Annotated in this window: 13 protein-coding genes; 9 read left to right on the forward strand and 4 right to left on the reverse strand. The window is 71.5% G+C overall.

From position 1 onward, the window contains the following. The first annotated feature begins 88 nt into the window (after window positions 1–88). Entirely contained in the window at window positions 89–796 is a 708-nt protein-coding gene (locus tag ETD86_RS18345; RefSeq protein WP_138667374.1) for an HAD family hydrolase, read from the forward strand. Window positions 797–892: 96 nt separating this feature from the next. Here ETD86_RS18345 and ETD86_RS18350 read toward each other — a convergent pair whose 3' ends face one another. Further along, a complete protein-coding gene (locus ETD86_RS18350) occupies window positions 893–2,371 on the reverse strand; it encodes a penicillin-binding transpeptidase domain-containing protein (protein ID WP_246147984.1) in 1,479 nt (492 codons plus the stop codon). A gap of 182 nt (window positions 2,372–2,553) precedes the next feature. Between ETD86_RS18350 and ETD86_RS18355 the strand changes: the two genes are divergently transcribed. Genes ETD86_RS18355 through ETD86_RS18365 form a run of 3 tightly spaced genes read left to right on the forward strand, consistent with a single transcriptional unit; the run spans window position 2,554 to window position 6,364 of the window. Next, window positions 2,554–3,483 carry a LysR family transcriptional regulator gene (locus ETD86_RS18355; RefSeq protein ID WP_138667376.1) on the forward strand — a complete coding sequence of 310 codons (930 nt, stop codon included), beginning with the start codon at window positions 2,554–2,556 and terminating at the stop codon, window positions 3,481–3,483. Further along, the gene (locus ETD86_RS18360; protein ID WP_138667377.1) at window positions 3,480–4,337 is read left to right on the forward strand and encodes a serine hydrolase; all 858 of its coding nucleotides are present in this window, start codon (window positions 3,480–3,482) and stop codon (window positions 4,335–4,337) included. The genes ETD86_RS18355 and ETD86_RS18360 overlap by 4 nt, the downstream gene beginning before the upstream one ends. Before the next feature lie 59 nt (window positions 4,338–4,396). Further along, a complete protein-coding gene (locus tag ETD86_RS18365; protein WP_138667378.1) occupies window positions 4,397–6,364 on the forward strand; it encodes an acetoacetate--CoA ligase in 1,968 nt (655 codons plus the stop codon). Between the two features lie 9 nt (window positions 6,365–6,373). Here ETD86_RS18365 and ETD86_RS59635 read toward each other — a convergent pair whose 3' ends face one another. Beyond that, complete coding sequence (locus tag ETD86_RS59635) at window positions 6,374–8,062, reverse strand: alcohol dehydrogenase catalytic domain-containing protein (protein WP_342779284.1); 1,689 nt, start codon at window positions 8,060–8,062, stop codon at window positions 6,374–6,376. Between the two features lie 106 nt (window positions 8,063–8,168). Here ETD86_RS59635 and ETD86_RS18380 point away from each other — a divergent pair, with 106 nt between their 5' ends. The 5 genes from ETD86_RS18380 to rhaS all read left to right on the forward strand — a co-directional run bounded on the left by ETD86_RS18380 (window position 8,169) and on the right by rhaS (window position 13,871). Further along, window positions 8,169–9,128: an AraC family transcriptional regulator gene (locus ETD86_RS18380; protein WP_138667379.1), complete on the forward strand. Its 960-nt coding sequence runs from the start codon at window positions 8,169–8,171 to the stop codon at window positions 9,126–9,128. A gap of 127 nt (window positions 9,129–9,255) precedes the next feature. After that, entirely contained in the window at window positions 9,256–10,752 is a 1,497-nt protein-coding gene (locus ETD86_RS18385) for a sugar ABC transporter ATP-binding protein (protein ID WP_138667380.1), read from the forward strand. Then, complete coding sequence (locus tag ETD86_RS18390; protein ID WP_138667381.1) at window positions 10,749–11,789, forward strand: ABC transporter permease; 1,041 nt, start codon at window positions 10,749–10,751, stop codon at window positions 11,787–11,789. The genes ETD86_RS18385 and ETD86_RS18390 overlap by 4 nt, the downstream gene beginning before the upstream one ends. Beyond that, window positions 11,779–12,786, forward strand: coding sequence for an ABC transporter permease (locus ETD86_RS18395; protein WP_138667382.1), 1,008 nt, complete (start codon window positions 11,779–11,781; stop codon window positions 12,784–12,786). The genes ETD86_RS18390 and ETD86_RS18395 overlap by 11 nt, the downstream gene beginning before the upstream one ends. Then, window positions 12,783–13,871: a rhamnose ABC transporter substrate-binding protein gene (gene rhaS / locus ETD86_RS18400; RefSeq protein ID WP_138667383.1), complete on the forward strand. Its 1,089-nt coding sequence runs from the start codon at window positions 12,783–12,785 to the stop codon at window positions 13,869–13,871. The genes ETD86_RS18395 and rhaS overlap by 4 nt, the downstream gene beginning before the upstream one ends. A 1-nt stretch (window position 13,872) precedes the next feature. On the opposite strand, the gene ETD86_RS18405 is transcribed toward rhaS, so the two are convergent. Together ETD86_RS18405 and ETD86_RS18410 are read right to left on the reverse strand one after the other, a co-directional pair. Continuing rightward, window positions 13,873–14,526 carry a response regulator gene (locus ETD86_RS18405; protein WP_138667384.1) on the reverse strand — a complete coding sequence of 218 codons (654 nt, stop codon included), beginning with the start codon at window positions 14,524–14,526 and terminating at the stop codon, window positions 13,873–13,875. Next, window positions 14,523–15,916 (reverse strand): sensor histidine kinase (locus ETD86_RS18410; RefSeq protein WP_211370128.1); only part of this gene is annotated, 1,394 nt, incomplete at its 5' end. The genes ETD86_RS18405 and ETD86_RS18410, both read right to left, overlap by 4 nt.

Here is a 15,916-nt window from a genome sequence, read left to right on the forward strand (position 1 = left end):
ACCGAAATCGTCCGGGTGGAGAACTTTGGCGGGGCAGCACCCGTACCCTTGCAGTTGTCCCCCTCAGGAGGCTGCCATTAATCGCCTTGTGCTGTGGAACGTCGACCTGACGCTGGTCGACGTCGCCATCGTGTCCAGAGACGCCTACGCCGAGGCGTTCCGCGCCGTGACCGGCCGGCCACTGGTCAAGCTCGTCCCGCCGATGGGCCGTCCGGACTCCGAGATCGTCTTCGAGACGCTCGCCGTCAACGGGATCCAGGCCGAGGACGATCATCTGCCCCGGTTCCTGTCGGCCCTCGCCGCGGCCTTCGCCGACCGGCGCGGGCGGCTGGCCAAGGAGGGGCGGATGATGCCGGGGGCGAGGGACGCGTTGAAGTCGGTGTCCCGGCTGGACGGCGTGGTGCAGACGGTGCTGACGGGGACGGTCAAGAGCAACGCCGTGCACAAGCTCAAGGCGTTCGGGCTCGACAAGTACATCGACTTCGAGCTCGGGGGGTACGGCGAGGAGCCCTATCCCAAGGCGACGCTGCTGCAGGTCGCCCAGGGGCGGGCCAAGCAGCGCCTGGGGACACCCTTCACGGCGGCCAACACCGTGATGATCGGGGACTCGACGCGGGACGTGCAGGCTGCCAAGATCGGCGGGGCCGCGGTGATCGGCGTCGCCTCGGGGCGTTCCATGACCTCCGAGCTCCGCGAGGCCGGTGCCGACCTGGTCCTGCCCGACCTGTCCAACGCCTCGGAGGTGGTGGCCGCCGTGGCCGGCCTCACCTCCCCAGCCGGCCGCAAAGCCGGCTGATCCCATCGTCACCGCCGGCCGGCCGGGCGCTCTGGGTGACGCGCCTGCCACCGCACCGCACCGCACGGCAGGCGGCGGGCGGTCAGGGCAGGGCGGTCAGGGCAGGGCGGTGAGGAAGCGGGCCGCGACGGGGGCGGCGACGGTGGAGCCGGCGCCGGCGCCTTCGACGATGATCGCGAAGGCCACGTCGCCCTTGTAGCCGATGAACCACGAATGGGCCGGCGGTTCCGCGCCGGAGCCGTACTCGGCCGTGCCGGTCTTGCCGGCCGTGCCGGCCGGGAAGCGTACGGCGTGGGCGGTGCCGTCCGTGACGACGGCGGGCATGAGCTTGCGCAGGGCGGACACCACCGCGGGATCGAGCGGCCGGGGCCCGGAGTCCTGGCCGGTCAGCTCCTCGGTGACGAGGCGGGGCGGGATCCAGGCGCCGGAGGCGACGGCGGCGGCCACCGACGCCATGTTCAGCGGACTGGCCAGGACCCGGCCCTGCCCGATCGAGGCGGAGGCCAGATCGGTGTCGTCCTTGGGGGCGGGGAACTCGGCGCGCACGGCGGGCACCCCCGGCATGATCGCCGTCCCGAAGCCGAAACTCCTGGCCACCTCCTCCAGCCGCCCGTCGTTCAGTGACGCCACGCTCATCTCGCCGAACGTCGTGTTGCACGAGTGCGCGAACGCCTCCTGGAACGTCAACGTGCCGTAATTCTTGAATCCGGCGTTGTGGAACGGGAAACCGCCGATGTTCTTCTCGGCCGGGCACGTGACCCGCTCACCTGGCGACACCCCGCCCGCGACCAGCGCGGACGCCGTCACGACCTTGAACGTCGACCCCGGCGGATACTTGCCGAGCAACGCCCGGTTGAACCCGCCCGGCTTGTTGACCACCGCCATGATCTCCCCCGTCGAGGCCCGCAGCGCCACCAGCGAGGCCGGCTTGCGCACACCCTCGAGGGACGCGGCCCCGGCACGGTGGACGGCCAGGTCGAGTGTGGTCTTGAGCGGCCGGTTACCGCCGGCTTCGACGACGGTCCTGATGCGCTCGTCCCCCTGGTAGAGGTCGATTCTGGAGCGGTCGGGAGCCTTGAAGCGGTCGGGGTAGGTCTGCCTGAGCCCCTCGACGAGCTGCTGCACCGAGCCGGGCGCGTCCGGGGTGTTGACCGGCGTGCCGTCGGCCGCCAAGACCTGCAGCGGGTCGCCCTTCTCCGCCACCACCCGCAGCGAGCGGCCGGGCGCGAGCAGGGGGTGGAGGGTGGCGGGTGTCCAGGCGACCTTCCAGGTGCGGTCGCGTTCGACCAGTTTGAGCCGGCCGCTGTAGTCCCAGTCGTGCCCGCCGGCGAGCTTGGCCTGGAAGGACACGGTGTCCCCGCCGGAGCTCGCGAAGACGCCCGTGGGGCGCGGCCGGTGGAAGGCGGCCTGCGTGACCTTGAGATCGGTGCGGAAACGCTTGTGCCGGGCCTCGAAGTCGGCGGGCGGGTCGGCGACGAGCGCCCGCATCGCCCCGTAATTCTGCGCGGTCCACGCCGCCAGGTAGCGATCGGCGGTCTCCTCCGGCGAGCCCTGCGTGCGCAGCGCCCAGATCACGCCTCCCGCCGCGACGGCCGGAACCAGCAGGCCCGCCGTGATCCACGGCCACCTTCGTGACCGCCGCCGTCGTATTGTCCCCGTTTGTGGTGCCATGGGCAGAGAACACCAGAAGTCCGGCAAGTGTGTCCAATACTGATATGACCTCCTCATAGATACGAATCTGGATATAGTGGCTGGTCATGGACCTGGTCCGCCATCTTCGCTACTTCATCGCAGTGGCGGAGGAACTGCACTTCGGCAACGCCGCGATCCGCCTCGGCATGGCCCAGCCCCCGCTCAGCCAGCGCATCAAACGCCTGGAGGAGGAGCTCGGCACCCGCCTGTTCGACCGCTCCGCACGCCAGGTACGCCTCACCGAGGCAGGCAGGCTGCTCCTCGGCGAGGCCCGCGAGATCGTGACCAGAGTGGACCGCCTGCACGAGCTGGCCAGGCACGGCGAGGGCACGATGCTCAAGGTCGGAGTCCCACCCGACCTGGGCGCCGCCGTGATCGCCGCCCTGGTCGCGGGCTTCCGCGAGACCCATCCCGAGGTACGCCTCACGCCCGCCGAGATCTGGACCGCCGACCAGGTGACCGCGCTGGCGGAGGGCGTGATCGACGTCGGGCTCGTCCGGCATCCCGTGACCGCGCCGGGACTGCGCTTCGGCGAGCCGCTCGTCCAGATCCAGGGTGTGCTGCTGGCCGCGGGCGATCCGCTGGCCGGCGTGGGCGAGGTGCACCTGGCCGACCTGGCGGGGCGGGAGCTGCTGATGCCGCCCAAGGACGGCGAGCCCGGCATGCACGCCGAGACGCTGTCGGAGTGCCGACGCCACGGTTACGTCCCTACGCAGGTGCACGAGGGCGCCGGGCTCGGGCTGGTGCTGGCGGGCGCGGCGGTGGCGTTCGGGCCGAAGGTCGAGATTCCGGGGCTGGCATGGCGGCCGCTGCTAGGCTCGCCGATCGCGTGCCGGATCTCCACGGCCTGGCGGGCGACCACGATGCCCATGAACAAGCGCGTGGACGACTTCTCAGCCGTGGCCGTACGGACGTTGAAGGAGAGCGCCGGGATGACGGGCGAAGGCGCCGTGCCCGCGCGGCGGATCAGCCGCAGGCCGGGGATGATGGCATGAGTGGGCCGGACTTCGAGACGTTGTTCCGGATGGCGGGCGTCACCGGCTGGCTGTACGCGGCCGACCTCGACTCCGGGCGGGAGGTCGGTCACGGGGCGGACGAGCAGCTGCCCACGGCGTCGATGTTCAAGGTGCCGCTCCTGGTCGAGTTCTGCCGGCAGGCCGACGCCGGGCTGCTCGACCCGACCAGCCGGGTGACGGTGACGGCCGGCGACCGGGTGCCGGGGCCGACGGGGATCTCGGCCATGCTCGACGACGTGACGATCTCGCTGCGCGACCTGGCGTACCTGATGATCGCGGTGAGCGACAACAGCGCGGCGGACGTGCTGCTGGCGCGGGTCGGGATGGACGCGGTCAACGCCATGCTGGCACGCTACGGGCTCGGCTCGACCCGGGTGTCGCAGAGCTGCCGGGAGCTCAACGAGAGCATGCGCAGGGACACCGGCCACGGCTGGCCGTACGTGGACGCCGACGAGGTGGCCAGGCTGACCTCGCTCGACCCGGCACGGGCGAACCGCAGCACGCCGCGCGAGATGGCCCGGCTGTTCGGGCTGATCTGGCGGGACGAGGCGGCTTCGGTCGCGTCCTGTGCCTGGATGCGTACCGTGCTCAACATGCAGGTGTGGCCGCATCGGCTGGCCTCCGGCTTCCCGTACGACGACGTCGCGGTCAGCGGCAAGACCGGCACGCTGCCCACCTTGCGTACCGAGTCCGGTGTCGTCGAATATCCCGACGGCCGGCGCTACGCGGTGGCGGTCTTCACCCGTTCCTTCAGCACCGCGCTCAACCAGCCGCGTGCCGACGCCGTCATCGGCACGGCCGCGCGTATGGCGGTGGACCACCTACGGAGATAGTCAGTTGTGTGAGGGGTACAGGTATGTCCTCCCACTGATCGGGCGACAGGATGGGGCACATGGTTGCTGAGGGCGAGCTTCTCTGGGAGCCGAGCGAAGAGGTGGTCGGAAGGGCCCGGTTGACCCGCTATATGGGATGGCTGGGACGGCGGGACGAGTCCTACGAGGACTTGTGGCGGTGGTCGGTCGATCGCCCGGCGGAGTTCTGGGCGTCGATCTGGGACTACTTCGACGTGATCGGGGAGCGCGGCGACGGGCCGGTGGTGTCCGGCACCATGCCCGGGGCGCAGTGGTTCGCCGGGAGCTCGCTCAACTACGCCGAGAACGCGCTGCGCCGCACTGACGGCACCGCCCTGGTGTTCGTCTCCGAGGACGGCGCCCGCCAGGAGCTGACCCGCGCCGAGCTGCGCGAGGAGGTCGCCCGCGTGCGTGCCGGGCTGGTCCGGCTGGGCGTGACGCGGGGCGACCGGGTGGCCGGCTACCTGCCGAACATCCCGCAGGCCCTGATCGCCTTCCTGGCCACCGCCTCGCTGGGCGCGATCTGGTCGGCCGGCTCGCCCGACTTCGGGGTGCCGAGCATCGTCGACCGGTTCAAGCAGATCGAGCCGAAGGTGCTGATCGCGGTCGACGGCTACCACTACAACGGCAAGAGCTACGACCGCTCGGCCGCGGTCAACGAGATCGCCGCCGAGCTGCCCTCGCTCCGTGCGACCGTGTGGATCCCGTACCTGACGGCGGCCGAGGAGGGCCGCGCGCCGCAGCAGGCCGAGCCCGCCCCGGCGCACACCCAGGAGATGCCGCACGGCGAGGTGATCGGCTGGGAGGGGCTGCGGGCCGAGGAGTGGCCGCTGGAGTTCGAGCGGGTGCCGTTCGACCATCCCCTGTGGATCCTCTACTCCAGCGGCACGACCGGGTTGCCGAAGCCGATCGTGCACGGCCACGGCGGGGTCGTGCTGGAGCACCTCAAGTCGCTCTCGTTCCACCAGGACCTGGGCGAGGGCGATGTGTTCTTCTGGTACACCACCACGGGCTGGATGATGTGGAACTACCTCATCGGCGCCCTGCTGGTGGGGGCCACGCCGGTGATGTACGACGGCTCGGCCACGCATCCGTCGCCCGGCGCGTTGTGGCGGATCGCCGATTCGGAGGGCGTGACGTACTTCGGGGTCGGGGCGCCGTACATCATGGCCTCGCTGAAGGCAGGTGTGCGGCCGTCCGGGCTGGAGCGGCTGCGGGGCGTCGGCTCGACCGGGTCGCCGCTGCCGCCCGAAGGGTTCGCCTGGGTGGCGGCCGAGCTGCCCGGGGTGCCGATCGGGTCGTTCTCCGGCGGCACCGACGTGTGCACGGGGTTCGTCGGAGCCACCGTGCTCCACCCGATCAGGGCGGGGATCATCCCGTGCCGGTCGCTGGGGGCGAAGGTGGAGGCGTTCGACCCCATGGGCAAGCCGGTCGTCGGCGAGGTGGGCGAGCTGGTGCTGACGCAACCGATGCCGTCGATGCCGGTGATGTTCTGGAACGACCCGGGCGGCGAGCGGTACACCGAGAGCTACTTCGACGTCTATCCGGGCGCGTGGCGGCACGGCGACTGGATCAAGATCAACCAGGACGGCAGCTGCGTGATCTACGGCCGCTCCGACTCGACGCTCAACCGCGGTGGCGTCCGGATGGGCACCAGCGAGTTCTACCGTGTGGTCGAGCGGTTCGAGGAGATCGCCGACAGTCTCGTGATCGACACGGGGAAGCTCGGTCAGGAGGGGCGGCTGCTCCTGTACGTGGCCCTGGCCGAGGGAGCCGAGTTCACCGAGTCGCTGGAACGCGCCCTCTGCGCGGCCCTGCGCGAGGAGCTGTCTCCCCGGCACGTGCCCAACGAGATCCGCGTCGTGCCCGGCATCCCCCGCACCCTGTCGGGCAAGAAGCTGGAGGTTCCGGTACGCAAGATCCTGCTCGGCACGCCGGTGGAGGAGGCGGCCAATCCCGACGCCATGGCGAATCCCGAGGTGCTCCAGCACTTCAGGCCGGGGTCCTGAGCGGCATCCTTAGGGATAGAGCGTGATCTTTCCGTGTACGTCGCCCGCTTCCGCCCTGCGGTGGATCTCGGGAAGCTCCGACAGAGGGTGAGATTCCGTGGCCTCGGCCACGAGCCGCCCCTCGTCGATCATGGCCGCCATGGCGGCCAGGTGCTCTGGGTCGTAGCGCATCACGAAGTGCGTGCCGCCCTCGATCGGAGCGGCGATCGTGACGGTCAGCCGGCCCAGCCCGGCCAAGGCCTTGGCCGCGTCCTCGGTGACCGCGGCCAGGTTCAGCAGCACGTCCATGCCGCCGGGCAGCGCGGCCACGGTGTAGTCCACGACCGCGTCGGCGCCGTGCCGTTTCACCGCGGCGGCGCTGCGCGGGCCGGCCGTGGCCGTCACGTGCGCGCCTGCCGCCTTGGCCAGCTGCACGGCGAACCGGCCCACGCCGCCGCCGGCGCCGTTGATCAGCACGCGCTGTCCCGGCGTGACGCGGGCATGCTCGAAGACCGCCTGCCAGGCGGTGAGCCCGGCCACGGGAACGGTGGCCGCGTCGGCGAGCGGGATGCTCTCCGGGGCCTTGGCCAGGACGTCAGCGGGGGCGACGACGTACTCGGCCGCGGCGCCGCTCACCATGCCGAAGACCCGGTCGCCCGGCGCCAGGGTGGTGACGTCTGTGCCCACCTCGACGACCGTGCCGGAGACGTCCCAGCCGAGCGTGTGCGGCAGGGTCGCCTGGAACACCTCGGGCAGCAGCCCCGACCGCAGGCCGACCTCCGACGGGTTGAACGACGTGGCCGCCACCTCGACGAGCACCTCCCCGGGGCCCGGCCGGGGCGTGGGGACCTCGTCCTGGCGGATCACCGACGCGTCCCCGAACCGGTGGATGCGTGCCGCGCGCATCGTGGGCGCCGCTTCGGGAAGCGTCCGGAAGTCCTGCTCCGCCACCCATTCCCGGAACGTGCGCGCGGGACTCTTCGTGACCTCCTCCACCGTGGAGGTGACCGATGCCGCCATGGTCGCCTGGGCCCGCAGGACACCGTCCACCGCCTCGGGCGGCCAGCCCCTGGCCAGCAGGCCGGCGCGCGCCCGGTCCGGCGGGATCTCCTCCCATCGGGCCGGGATCCCGGTGACCTCGGAGATGATCCGCACCTGCTCGGCCTGCGTGATCAGCTCCGGCCCCGTCAGCTCGTACGCCGCACCATGGTGCCCGTCGTCCAGCAACGCCCGCACGGCCACGGCCGCGATGTCCCGCTCGTGCACCACCGGCATGGCGGCCTGGCCGTACGCGCCGCGGACCGCCCCCGCCCGCACCTGCCGAGCCCACCGCAGGGCGTTGGCCGCGAACGCGTGCGGGCGCAGGAACGTCCACTCCAGCCCCGACTCCTCGATCAGCCGCTCCACCTCGCGCTCATGGTCGCGCAGCGCGGCGGAGGAGAGGTAGACGATTTTCCCCGGCCAACCGGCCCCGACCGACCCCCCGGAGCGCCGGGTCCGCCCGGAGAGTGCCTCGATCACCTCCCGCGCGCCCTTCGCCGTGCCGAACGGCCACACCAGGAAGACTGACTCCGCCCCGTCGAGCGGCAGCGAGCCAGGATCCGTCAGATCACCCGTGCTCCTGCTCAAAGCCGTGACCTCGGCCCCAGCCGCTCGCGTCAACGCCACCACGTGCCGGCCGACCGTTCCGGTCGCGCCGGCCACCAAGACTCGCCTCACAACGCACTCCTTCTGTCGCGATCAACCGTAGAAGCCCGATGCGAGACAACCAATGCGCTGATGTCTTCTGTTTATACGTCGTCGTCTCACGGTATAGAGTGCCGCTATGGACGTGCTCAGCGATGTGATCTCCATCATGCGCACCGGGCGGCCCCGCTCGGCCCGCATCGAGTGGCACGCCCCCTGGGGACAACGTTTCCCCTCCGTGCCCGGCTCGGCCGGCTTCCAGGTGGTCCTGCAGGGGTCGAGCTGGCTGCTCCCGCCGGACGGCCCGCCGATCGCGCTCTCCGTGGGCGACGTGGTGTTCTTCCCGCACGGTGACGGCTTCGCCATGGCCGACAGCCCGTCCACGCCGGTGGCCGAGCCGGAGTGCGATCCGCTGAGCGAGGAGGGCAACCTGTTCGCCTCCGCGTCGATCGACGGCCCCGGCGCCGCCACGGTCCTGCTCTGCGGCGGCTACGAGCTCGACCCGACCCGGGCCCACCCGATCCTGCGCGACCTGCCCGCGATGATCCACCTCCCGGCCAGGCTGGGCCGCCACCCCGAGTTGCGTGCCGCCGTGGAGCTCCTGGGAGCCGAGATCCAGCGCCCGCGGCTGGGCGCGGACACGGTCGTCGCGTCCCTGCTCGACATGCTGCTGCTGTTCATCCTGCGCGCCTGGCACGAGGGTGAGCCTGAGCACTGCACGGTCGCGGGCTGGTCGCAGGCGCTGGCCGATCCCGGCATCAGCATCGCGCTGGACGCCATGCACCGCGATCCGGCCCGCCCGTGGACGGTCGCGGAGCTGGGCTCGCGGGCCGGGTTGTCACGGGCGGCGTTCGCCCGCCGGTTCGCCACGCTGGTCGGGCAGCCGCCGCTGACGTACCTCACGTGGTGGCGCCTGGCCAGCGCCGGTCGGCTGCTGCGGGAGTCGGACGCCGCGCTGAGCGAGATCGCCTCCCGGGTCGGGTACGGCTCGGAGTTCGCCTTCGCCAACGCCTTCAAGCGGGCGTACGGCATGCCACCCGGCAAATATCGCCGTACCGAATGTCCCAACTTTCCCACGAGAGACGCTGTTAAAACGTAACAATTTGCGCACGCGCCCGCGACTCCAGACGTTCGGGAAATATCCGTTCAACCGACCATTGACGCACCGCCATTCGCTGATCTAACGTCCTCCCACCGCTTAAAACGATTTTGCCGGGAGTTCGGCAATGGAAGACACTCCCGTTCTGTCCCTCTCACAGGTCAGCAAGGCGTTCGGCGCGGTGCGCGCCGTACGCGAGGTCTCTCTGGATTTGTACGCCGGCGAGGCGCACGCCCTCGCCGGCGAGAACGGCGCGGGCAAGTCGACCCTCGTGAAGATCCTCTCAGGCGTGCACCAGCCGGACGCCGGGCGGATCCTGCTGGACGGCGAGCCGGTGGAGTTCGGCGGGCCCGCGAACGCGCAGCAGGCCGGGGTCGCGGTGATCTACCAGGAGCCGACCCTGTTCCCTGACCTGTCGGTCATGGAGAACATCTTCATGGGCCGCCAGCCGCGGTCCCGTTTCGGCATCGACCGGCGAGCCATGCGTACGGCCGCCGCCGAGTTGTTCGCCCGGCTGGGCGTGCAGCTCGAACCCGACCGGCCCGCCCGCGGGCTGTCCATCGCCGACCAGCAGCTCGTGGAGATCGCCAAGGCGCTGTCGCGGCAGGCGCGGGTGCTGATCATGGACGAGCCGACCGCCGCGCTGTCGGGCAAGGAGGTCGCCCGGCTGTTCGGCGTGGCGGAGGCGCTGCGTGGGCAGGGCTGCGCGCTGTTGTTCATCTCGCACCGGCTGGAGGAGATCTTCAAGCTCTGCCAGCGGGTGACCGTGCTGCGGGACGGCGGCTTCGTGGCGAGCCACCCGATCGCCGACATCACCCCCGACGACCTGGTACGCCGCATGGTCGGCAGGGAGCTGGAATCCCTGTTCCCCAAGCAGGAGACGGACACCGGGGAGGTGGCGCTGAGCGTACGCCGGCTCACCCGCGAGGGGATCTTCACCGACGTGTCGTTCGAGGTGCGGCGGGGCGAGATCGTCGCGCTGGCCGGGCTGGTGGGGGCCGGGCGCAGCGAGGTCGCCAGGGCCGTGTTCGGCATCGACCGGTGGGACGCCGGGAGCGTGGAGGTGGACGGCAGACGGCTGCGGCCGGCCAGCCCGACGGCGGCGATGGCGGCGGGGCTGGCGCTGGTCCCCGAGGACCGGCGGCAGCAGGGCCTGGTCATGGACCTGTCGATCGAGCGCAACATCGGGCTGGCCGGGCTGGCGGCCCTCCACAAGGGGCCGCTGATCTCGCGGCCGGCCGAGCGGGAGCGGGCCAGGGACTGGGCGGTGCGGTTGCGGCTGAAGTTCGCCCGGCTGACGGATCCCGTGAACGTGTTGTCCGGCGGCAACCAGCAGAAGGTCGTGCTGGCCAAGTGGCTGGCGCGAAGGCCGTCGGTGCTGATCGTGGACGAGCCCACCCGGGGGATCGACGTGGCCACCAAGGCCGAGGTGCACCGGCTGCTGTCGGAGCTGGCGGGCAGCGGGGTGGCGGTGCTGATGATCTCATCGGAGCTGCCGGAGGTGCTGGGCATGGCGGACCGGGTGCTGGTCATGCACGAAGGGCGGCTGGTGGCCGAGCTCGACCGCGCGGCGGCGACCGAGGAGAGCGTGATGGCCGCCGCCACCGGAAGGAGCGTCACGTGACCGCCACCGCCACCAAGACCGAGACCGTGCGGCGCAACGGGGGCAGGCGGCTCGTGGACCGGGTCGCGCGGGTGCGGGAGCTGGGCATCGTGGTCGCGCTCGCCGCCCTGTTCGGCGTCACCGGCGCGGTGAACCCGAGCTTCCTGACCTACGGCAGCCTGCGCGACATCCTGCTCAACTCCTCCATCGTGGCCCTGCTCGCCGTCGGCCAGACACTCGTCGTGATCACCCGCAACGTGGACCTGTCGGTCAGCTCGGTCGTGGGACTGTCGGCGTTCGGCGGCGCGCTGATCCTCGCCGACCACCCCGGCGTGCCGATCCCGGTGGTGATCGCCGGGTGCGTGCTGCTCGGCGCGGCCTGCGGCGCCGTCAACGGGCTGCTCGTCGGCGCGGCCAAGGTGCCCGCGCTGGTGGCCACACTCGGCACCCTGTACGCCTTCCGCGGCATCGACTACGCCTGGGCCGGCGGCCGGCAGGTGAACGCGGCCGACATGCCCGAGGGCTTCCTGTCCCTGGGCACCCGCTCGGTGCTCGGCGTCCCCCTGCCCGCGCTGGTCGCCCTGGCCGTGCTGCTGGTCGTCGGCTGGATGTTGCGTAACTTCCGCTCCGGGCGCGAGCTGTACGCCATCGGCTCCCACCCCGAGGCCGCGGTGCTGGCCGGGATCAGGGTACGGCGGAGGATCATCGCGGCGTTCGTGGCCAACGGTGCCCTGGCCGGGCTGGCCGGGGTCATGTGGGCGGCCCGCTTCGGCACCGTGGACGCCACCGTGGCGACCGGCAAGGAGCTCGACGTGATCGCCGCCGTGGTGGTGGGCGGGGTGGCCATCTTCGGCGGCAGCGGCACCGTGTACGGGGCCGCGCTGGGCGCGTTGCTGCTGGCGAGCATCACCAGCGCGCTGGCCGTGCTGCGGGTCGACGCCCTGGCCCAGACGGCGATCAACGGCGCGTTGCTGATCGCCGCCATCGTCCTCGACAGGCTGCTCGCGCTGCGGGTGGCCGCCGCCCTGCGCCGCCGGAGGTTCCACGATGACCACTGACCTGAGCCGTCCCGCCGAACGGGACCTCACCAGGTTGGCCCGCCGCTGGGAGGGCCTGATCCTGGTCCTGCTCGTCGGGGTCGCCGGCTGGGCGGCGCTCGGGGTCGACGGCTTCGCCAACACCTCCAACGTCTCGTTCCTGCTGCTCGACACCACCGAGATCGCCCTCATGGCGTTGACCATGACCCTGGTCATCGTGGCAGCCGAGATCGACCTGTCGGTGGCCTCCACACTCGGCCTGTCCTGCGCGGTGCTCGGCTGGCTCTGGAACGCCGGGCTCCCGATCGAGGCGATCATGCCGATCTGCCTGCTGGTCGGCGCGGTGTGCGGCGCGTTCAACGGGCTGCTGGTCACCCGGCTCGGGCTGCCCTCGCTGGCGGTGACGATCGGGACGTTCGCCCTGTTCCGCGGGCTGGCGTACGTGATGCTCGGCGACCAGGCGGTGGCCGACCTGCCGCCTGCCTACACCAGCCTGGCGACGTCCTCGATCGGCCCCGTACCGCTGATGACGGTGCTGGTCGCGGTGCTGGCGGCGGTGGCGGCCGTGGTGTTGCACGCGACCGGCCTGGGCCGGTCGATCTTCGCACTCGGCTCGAACGAGGAAGCGGCGTATTTCTCCGGCATCCGGGTCAAACGCATCAAGTTCTGGCTGTTCGTGGCCTCCGGCGTGATGGCCTCGCTGGCGTCCCTGGTCTACACGTTCCGGTACGCCAGCGCCCGCGCCGACAACGGCGTCGGCCTGGAACTGGCCGTGGTGGCCGCCGTACTGCTGGGCGGGGTCTCCATCTTCGGCGGGCGGGGCACGCTGCCGGGGGTGCTGATGGCGGTGCTGCTGCTCGGCGTCGTCCGCAACGCGCTGATCCTGGCGGACGTGGCCAACGAGGTGCTCAACTTCGTGACGGGCCTGCTGCTCGTCGCATCCGTGCTGGCGCCGAACTTGGGGGCGATCCGGCGACGGCGCACATCACCACCACTGGAAGGGAAGTCCGTTTCATGACCACGCGCACCCCCTGGCGCCCGACGGCGCTTCTAGCCGGACTTGTGCTGCTGACGGCCGCGTGCGGCGGCGGCACCACCAGGACCGACGTACAGCAGCAGCAGTCCTCCGCTCCGGCCGCCACCGCCGCGTCGTCGGCCGCGGCCAACCCGAACGCCCCGCTCAAGCAGGGGCTGAAGATCGCTTTCCTGCCCAAGCAAGTCAACAACCCGTACTTCACGATCGCCGACGACGGCGGGATCGAGGCGGCCAAGGAGTTCGGCGGCGAAGGCAAGGAGGTCGGCCCGTCCGACGCCAGCGCGTCCTCGCAGGTGTCCTACATCAACACGCTCACGCAGCAGAAGCAGGACGCCATCGTCATCTCCGCCAACGACCCGAACGCCGTGGTGCCCGCGCTCAAGCAGGCCATGGCCGCCGGGATCAAGGTCGTCAGCTACGACTCCGACACCGCCGCGGATGGCCGGCACGTGTTCGTCAACCAGGCCAGTGCCGAGGACCTCGGCCGTACGGAGGTGCAACTCCTGGCCGAGCAGATCGGCCACAAGGGCAAGATCGCGGTGCTGTCCGCCACGCCGAACGCGACGAACCAGAACACCTGGATCGAGTTCATGAAGGACGAGCTGAAGAAGCCCGAGTACAAGGACATGGAGCTGGTCAAGGTCGCCTACGGCAACGACGACGACCAGAAGTCGTTCACCGAGACCCAGGGCCTGCTGCGCTCGTACCCGGACCTGGCCGGCATCATCTCGCCCACCACCGTGGGCATCGCGGCGGCGGCCCGCTACCTGTCGGACTCGCCGTACAAGGGCAAGGTCAAGCTGACCGGGCTCGGCACCCCCAACCAGCTGCGGAAGTTCGTCAAGGACGGGACCATCGAGGCGTTCGAGTTGTGGAACCCGGCCGACCTGGGCTACCTGGCCTCGTACGCGGCCGCGGCCCTGGCCTCCGGGCAGATCACCGGCGCCGAGGGCGAGAAGTTCAAGGCGGGCAAGCTGGGCGACTACACGATCGGGGCCAAGGGCGAGGTGCTGCTCGGCAAGCCGACCGTGTTCAACAAGGACAACATCGACGACTTCGACTTCTAGCTCATGACCGGCTGCGCGGCACGACCAGGCCCGTCTCGTACGCGGCGACGACGGCCTGCGTCCTGTCGCGCAGCCCGAGCTTGTTCAGCACCCTGCTCACGTGGGTCTTGACCGTCTCCTCCGTGACCATCAGCCGGGCCGCGATCTCCGGATTGGACAGCCCTTCGGCGACCAGCCGGAGCACCTGCGTCTCGCGTGGCGTCAGCGCCGACAGCGCGGGCGCCTCGGATCTCGGCCCGAAGCGGGCGAATTCGCTGATCAGCCGCCTGGTGACCGCTGGAGCCAGCAGCGCCTCGCCGGCGGCGATCACGCGTACCGCGTCGAAGAGCCGCTCCGCGGTGACGTCCTTCAGCAGGAAGCCGCTGGCCCCGGCGCGCAGCGCGTCGTAGACGTACTCGTCCAGGTCGAACGTCGTCAGGATGAGCACGCGAGGCCCATCCGCGCCGGCGAGCCGCCTGGTGGCCTCGATGCCGCCCATGCCCGGCATGCGCACGTCCATGAGCACGACGTCGGGGGCCACCTCCCGGCAGACCCGCACCGCCTCGGCCCCGTCGGCGGCGGTCCCGGCGACCTCGAAGTCCGGCTGGGTGTCGAGCAACTCGGCGAACCCGGTCCGGACGACCAGATGATCGTCGGCGATGACCACGCGGATCATGGGTCGCTGGCGTCCTTTCCTGTCACGGAGACACTGCCTGTCGTGGACGCGTCGTCGGCGTCCTTCCCCGGCAGTCGAGCCTCGACGAGGAAGCCGCCACCGGGTGCGGGACCGGTGCGCAGCTCGCCGCCGACGGCCGCGGCGCGCTCGCGCATGCCCGCCAGGCCGTGCCCGGCCTGTTGCGCGCCGGACGGTCCGGGCCCGTTGTCACGGACGGCCAGCCGCAGGGCGTCGTCAGTGTAGTGCAGCTCCACGTCCACGGCGGCCCCCCGCGCATGCCGCCGCGCGTTCGTGAGCGCCTCCTGGATGATCCGGTACGCCGCCAGCTCCACCCCCGGATCGAGCTCGACCGGCGTGCCGCGGAGTATCAGCCGCGTCCCGGCGCCCGACGCCTCACGTGACTCGTCGAGCAGTTCGTTGAGCTCGTGCAGGCGCAGGCCTGGCTGCGGCCGCCAGGTCGCCTCCGCCTGCGCGTCCTCACGCAGCACGCCGAGCAGCCGCCGCATCTCGGTCAGCGCCGCTCTGGCGGTGTCGCCGATCGCCAGCAGCCGATCCGCTCCGGCGGCGGGCATCCCGGGGACCGCCAGCCGGGCGGTCTCCGCCTGTACGGCCACCATGGAGATGTGGTGCGCGACGACATCGTGCAACTCACGGGCGATGCGCGCCCGCTCCCCTCGGGCGGTGTGCTCCAGCAGGCTGTCCGCGACAACCTGTCGCGCGACGGTGTCGGCCAGGGCCTTGCCGTGAGCCCGGCGCGCGATCCCGCCCAGCGCCGCGGCCGGAGCCAGGCAGGCGGCCACCAGCGTGAGCACCCGGACCTGGTCACCACCCGTCGCACCGGTCAGCTCCAGCACCACGGCCAGCACCGGGAACGGCACGGTGACGAGCACGGCCGGGGCGGGCGCGCCATGGCGGCCGCACCGGTAAGCGGCGATCAGCTGCGCAATCAGGCCGGCCACCGTCAGCGCGTGGAAACCCACGATCGACAACACGCTCGCCGCGCAGATCAGGACGGCCGCGACCCGCGGCTGCCTCCACAGCAGGAGCAGCGGAAGCGTGGTGGCCAGGGCGAGCAACGGGAAGATCATGATGTTGAGCGGCGCACCGGCGCCGCCGCCGCGCGGCCCTGCCCCGGTCGGTTGCGTCTCCGCGGCGCTTGTGGGCACCGCCTCGGGGGTGTACGCCGGAGGCGGGCCGCCGATGCGCGCGGCCGGATCGCCCGCCGGCACGCTCACCGTGTATCCCATGGCCGGCTGCGTCTCACTGCCCGCGTTGATCGACTCGGCCAGCGCGAGCAGCACGAGCAGCGCAAGCAGCGCGCCGACGGCGACGGCCAGACGTGGGGCCGCCGTGGGACCGACCGGCAACGCGCCCGCGATCCGCCGCCCCC

Source organism: Nonomuraea turkmeniaca (assembly GCF_005889735.1).
GTDB lineage: Bacteria > Actinomycetota > Actinomycetes > Streptosporangiales > Streptosporangiaceae > Nonomuraea > Nonomuraea turkmeniaca.

Excerpts from the sequence above, each read along its gene's own strand:
- ETD86_RS18355 (WP_138667376.1), top strand. The coding sequence starts at position 2,554 with ATGGACCTGGTCCGCCATCTTCGCTACTTCATCGCAGTGGCGGAGGAA.
- ETD86_RS18360 (WP_138667377.1), top strand. The coding sequence starts at position 3,480 with ATGAGTGGGCCGGACTTCGAGACGTTGTTCCGGATGGCGGGCGTCACC.
- ETD86_RS18365 (WP_138667378.1), top strand. The coding sequence starts at position 4,397 with ATGGTTGCTGAGGGCGAGCTTCTCTGGGAGCCGAGCGAAGAGGTGGTC.
- ETD86_RS18380 (WP_138667379.1), top strand. The coding sequence starts at position 8,169 with ATGGACGTGCTCAGCGATGTGATCTCCATCATGCGCACCGGGCGGCCC.
- ETD86_RS18385 (WP_138667380.1), top strand. The coding sequence starts at position 9,256 with ATGGAAGACACTCCCGTTCTGTCCCTCTCACAGGTCAGCAAGGCGTTC.
- ETD86_RS18395 (WP_138667382.1), top strand. The coding sequence starts at position 11,779 with ATGACCACTGACCTGAGCCGTCCCGCCGAACGGGACCTCACCAGGTTG.
- rhaS (WP_138667383.1), top strand. The coding sequence starts at position 12,783 with ATGACCACGCGCACCCCCTGGCGCCCGACGGCGCTTCTAGCCGGACTT.
- ETD86_RS18405 (WP_138667384.1), bottom strand. The coding sequence starts at position 14,526 with ATGATCCGCGTGGTCATCGCCGACGATCATCTGGTCGTCCGGACCGGG.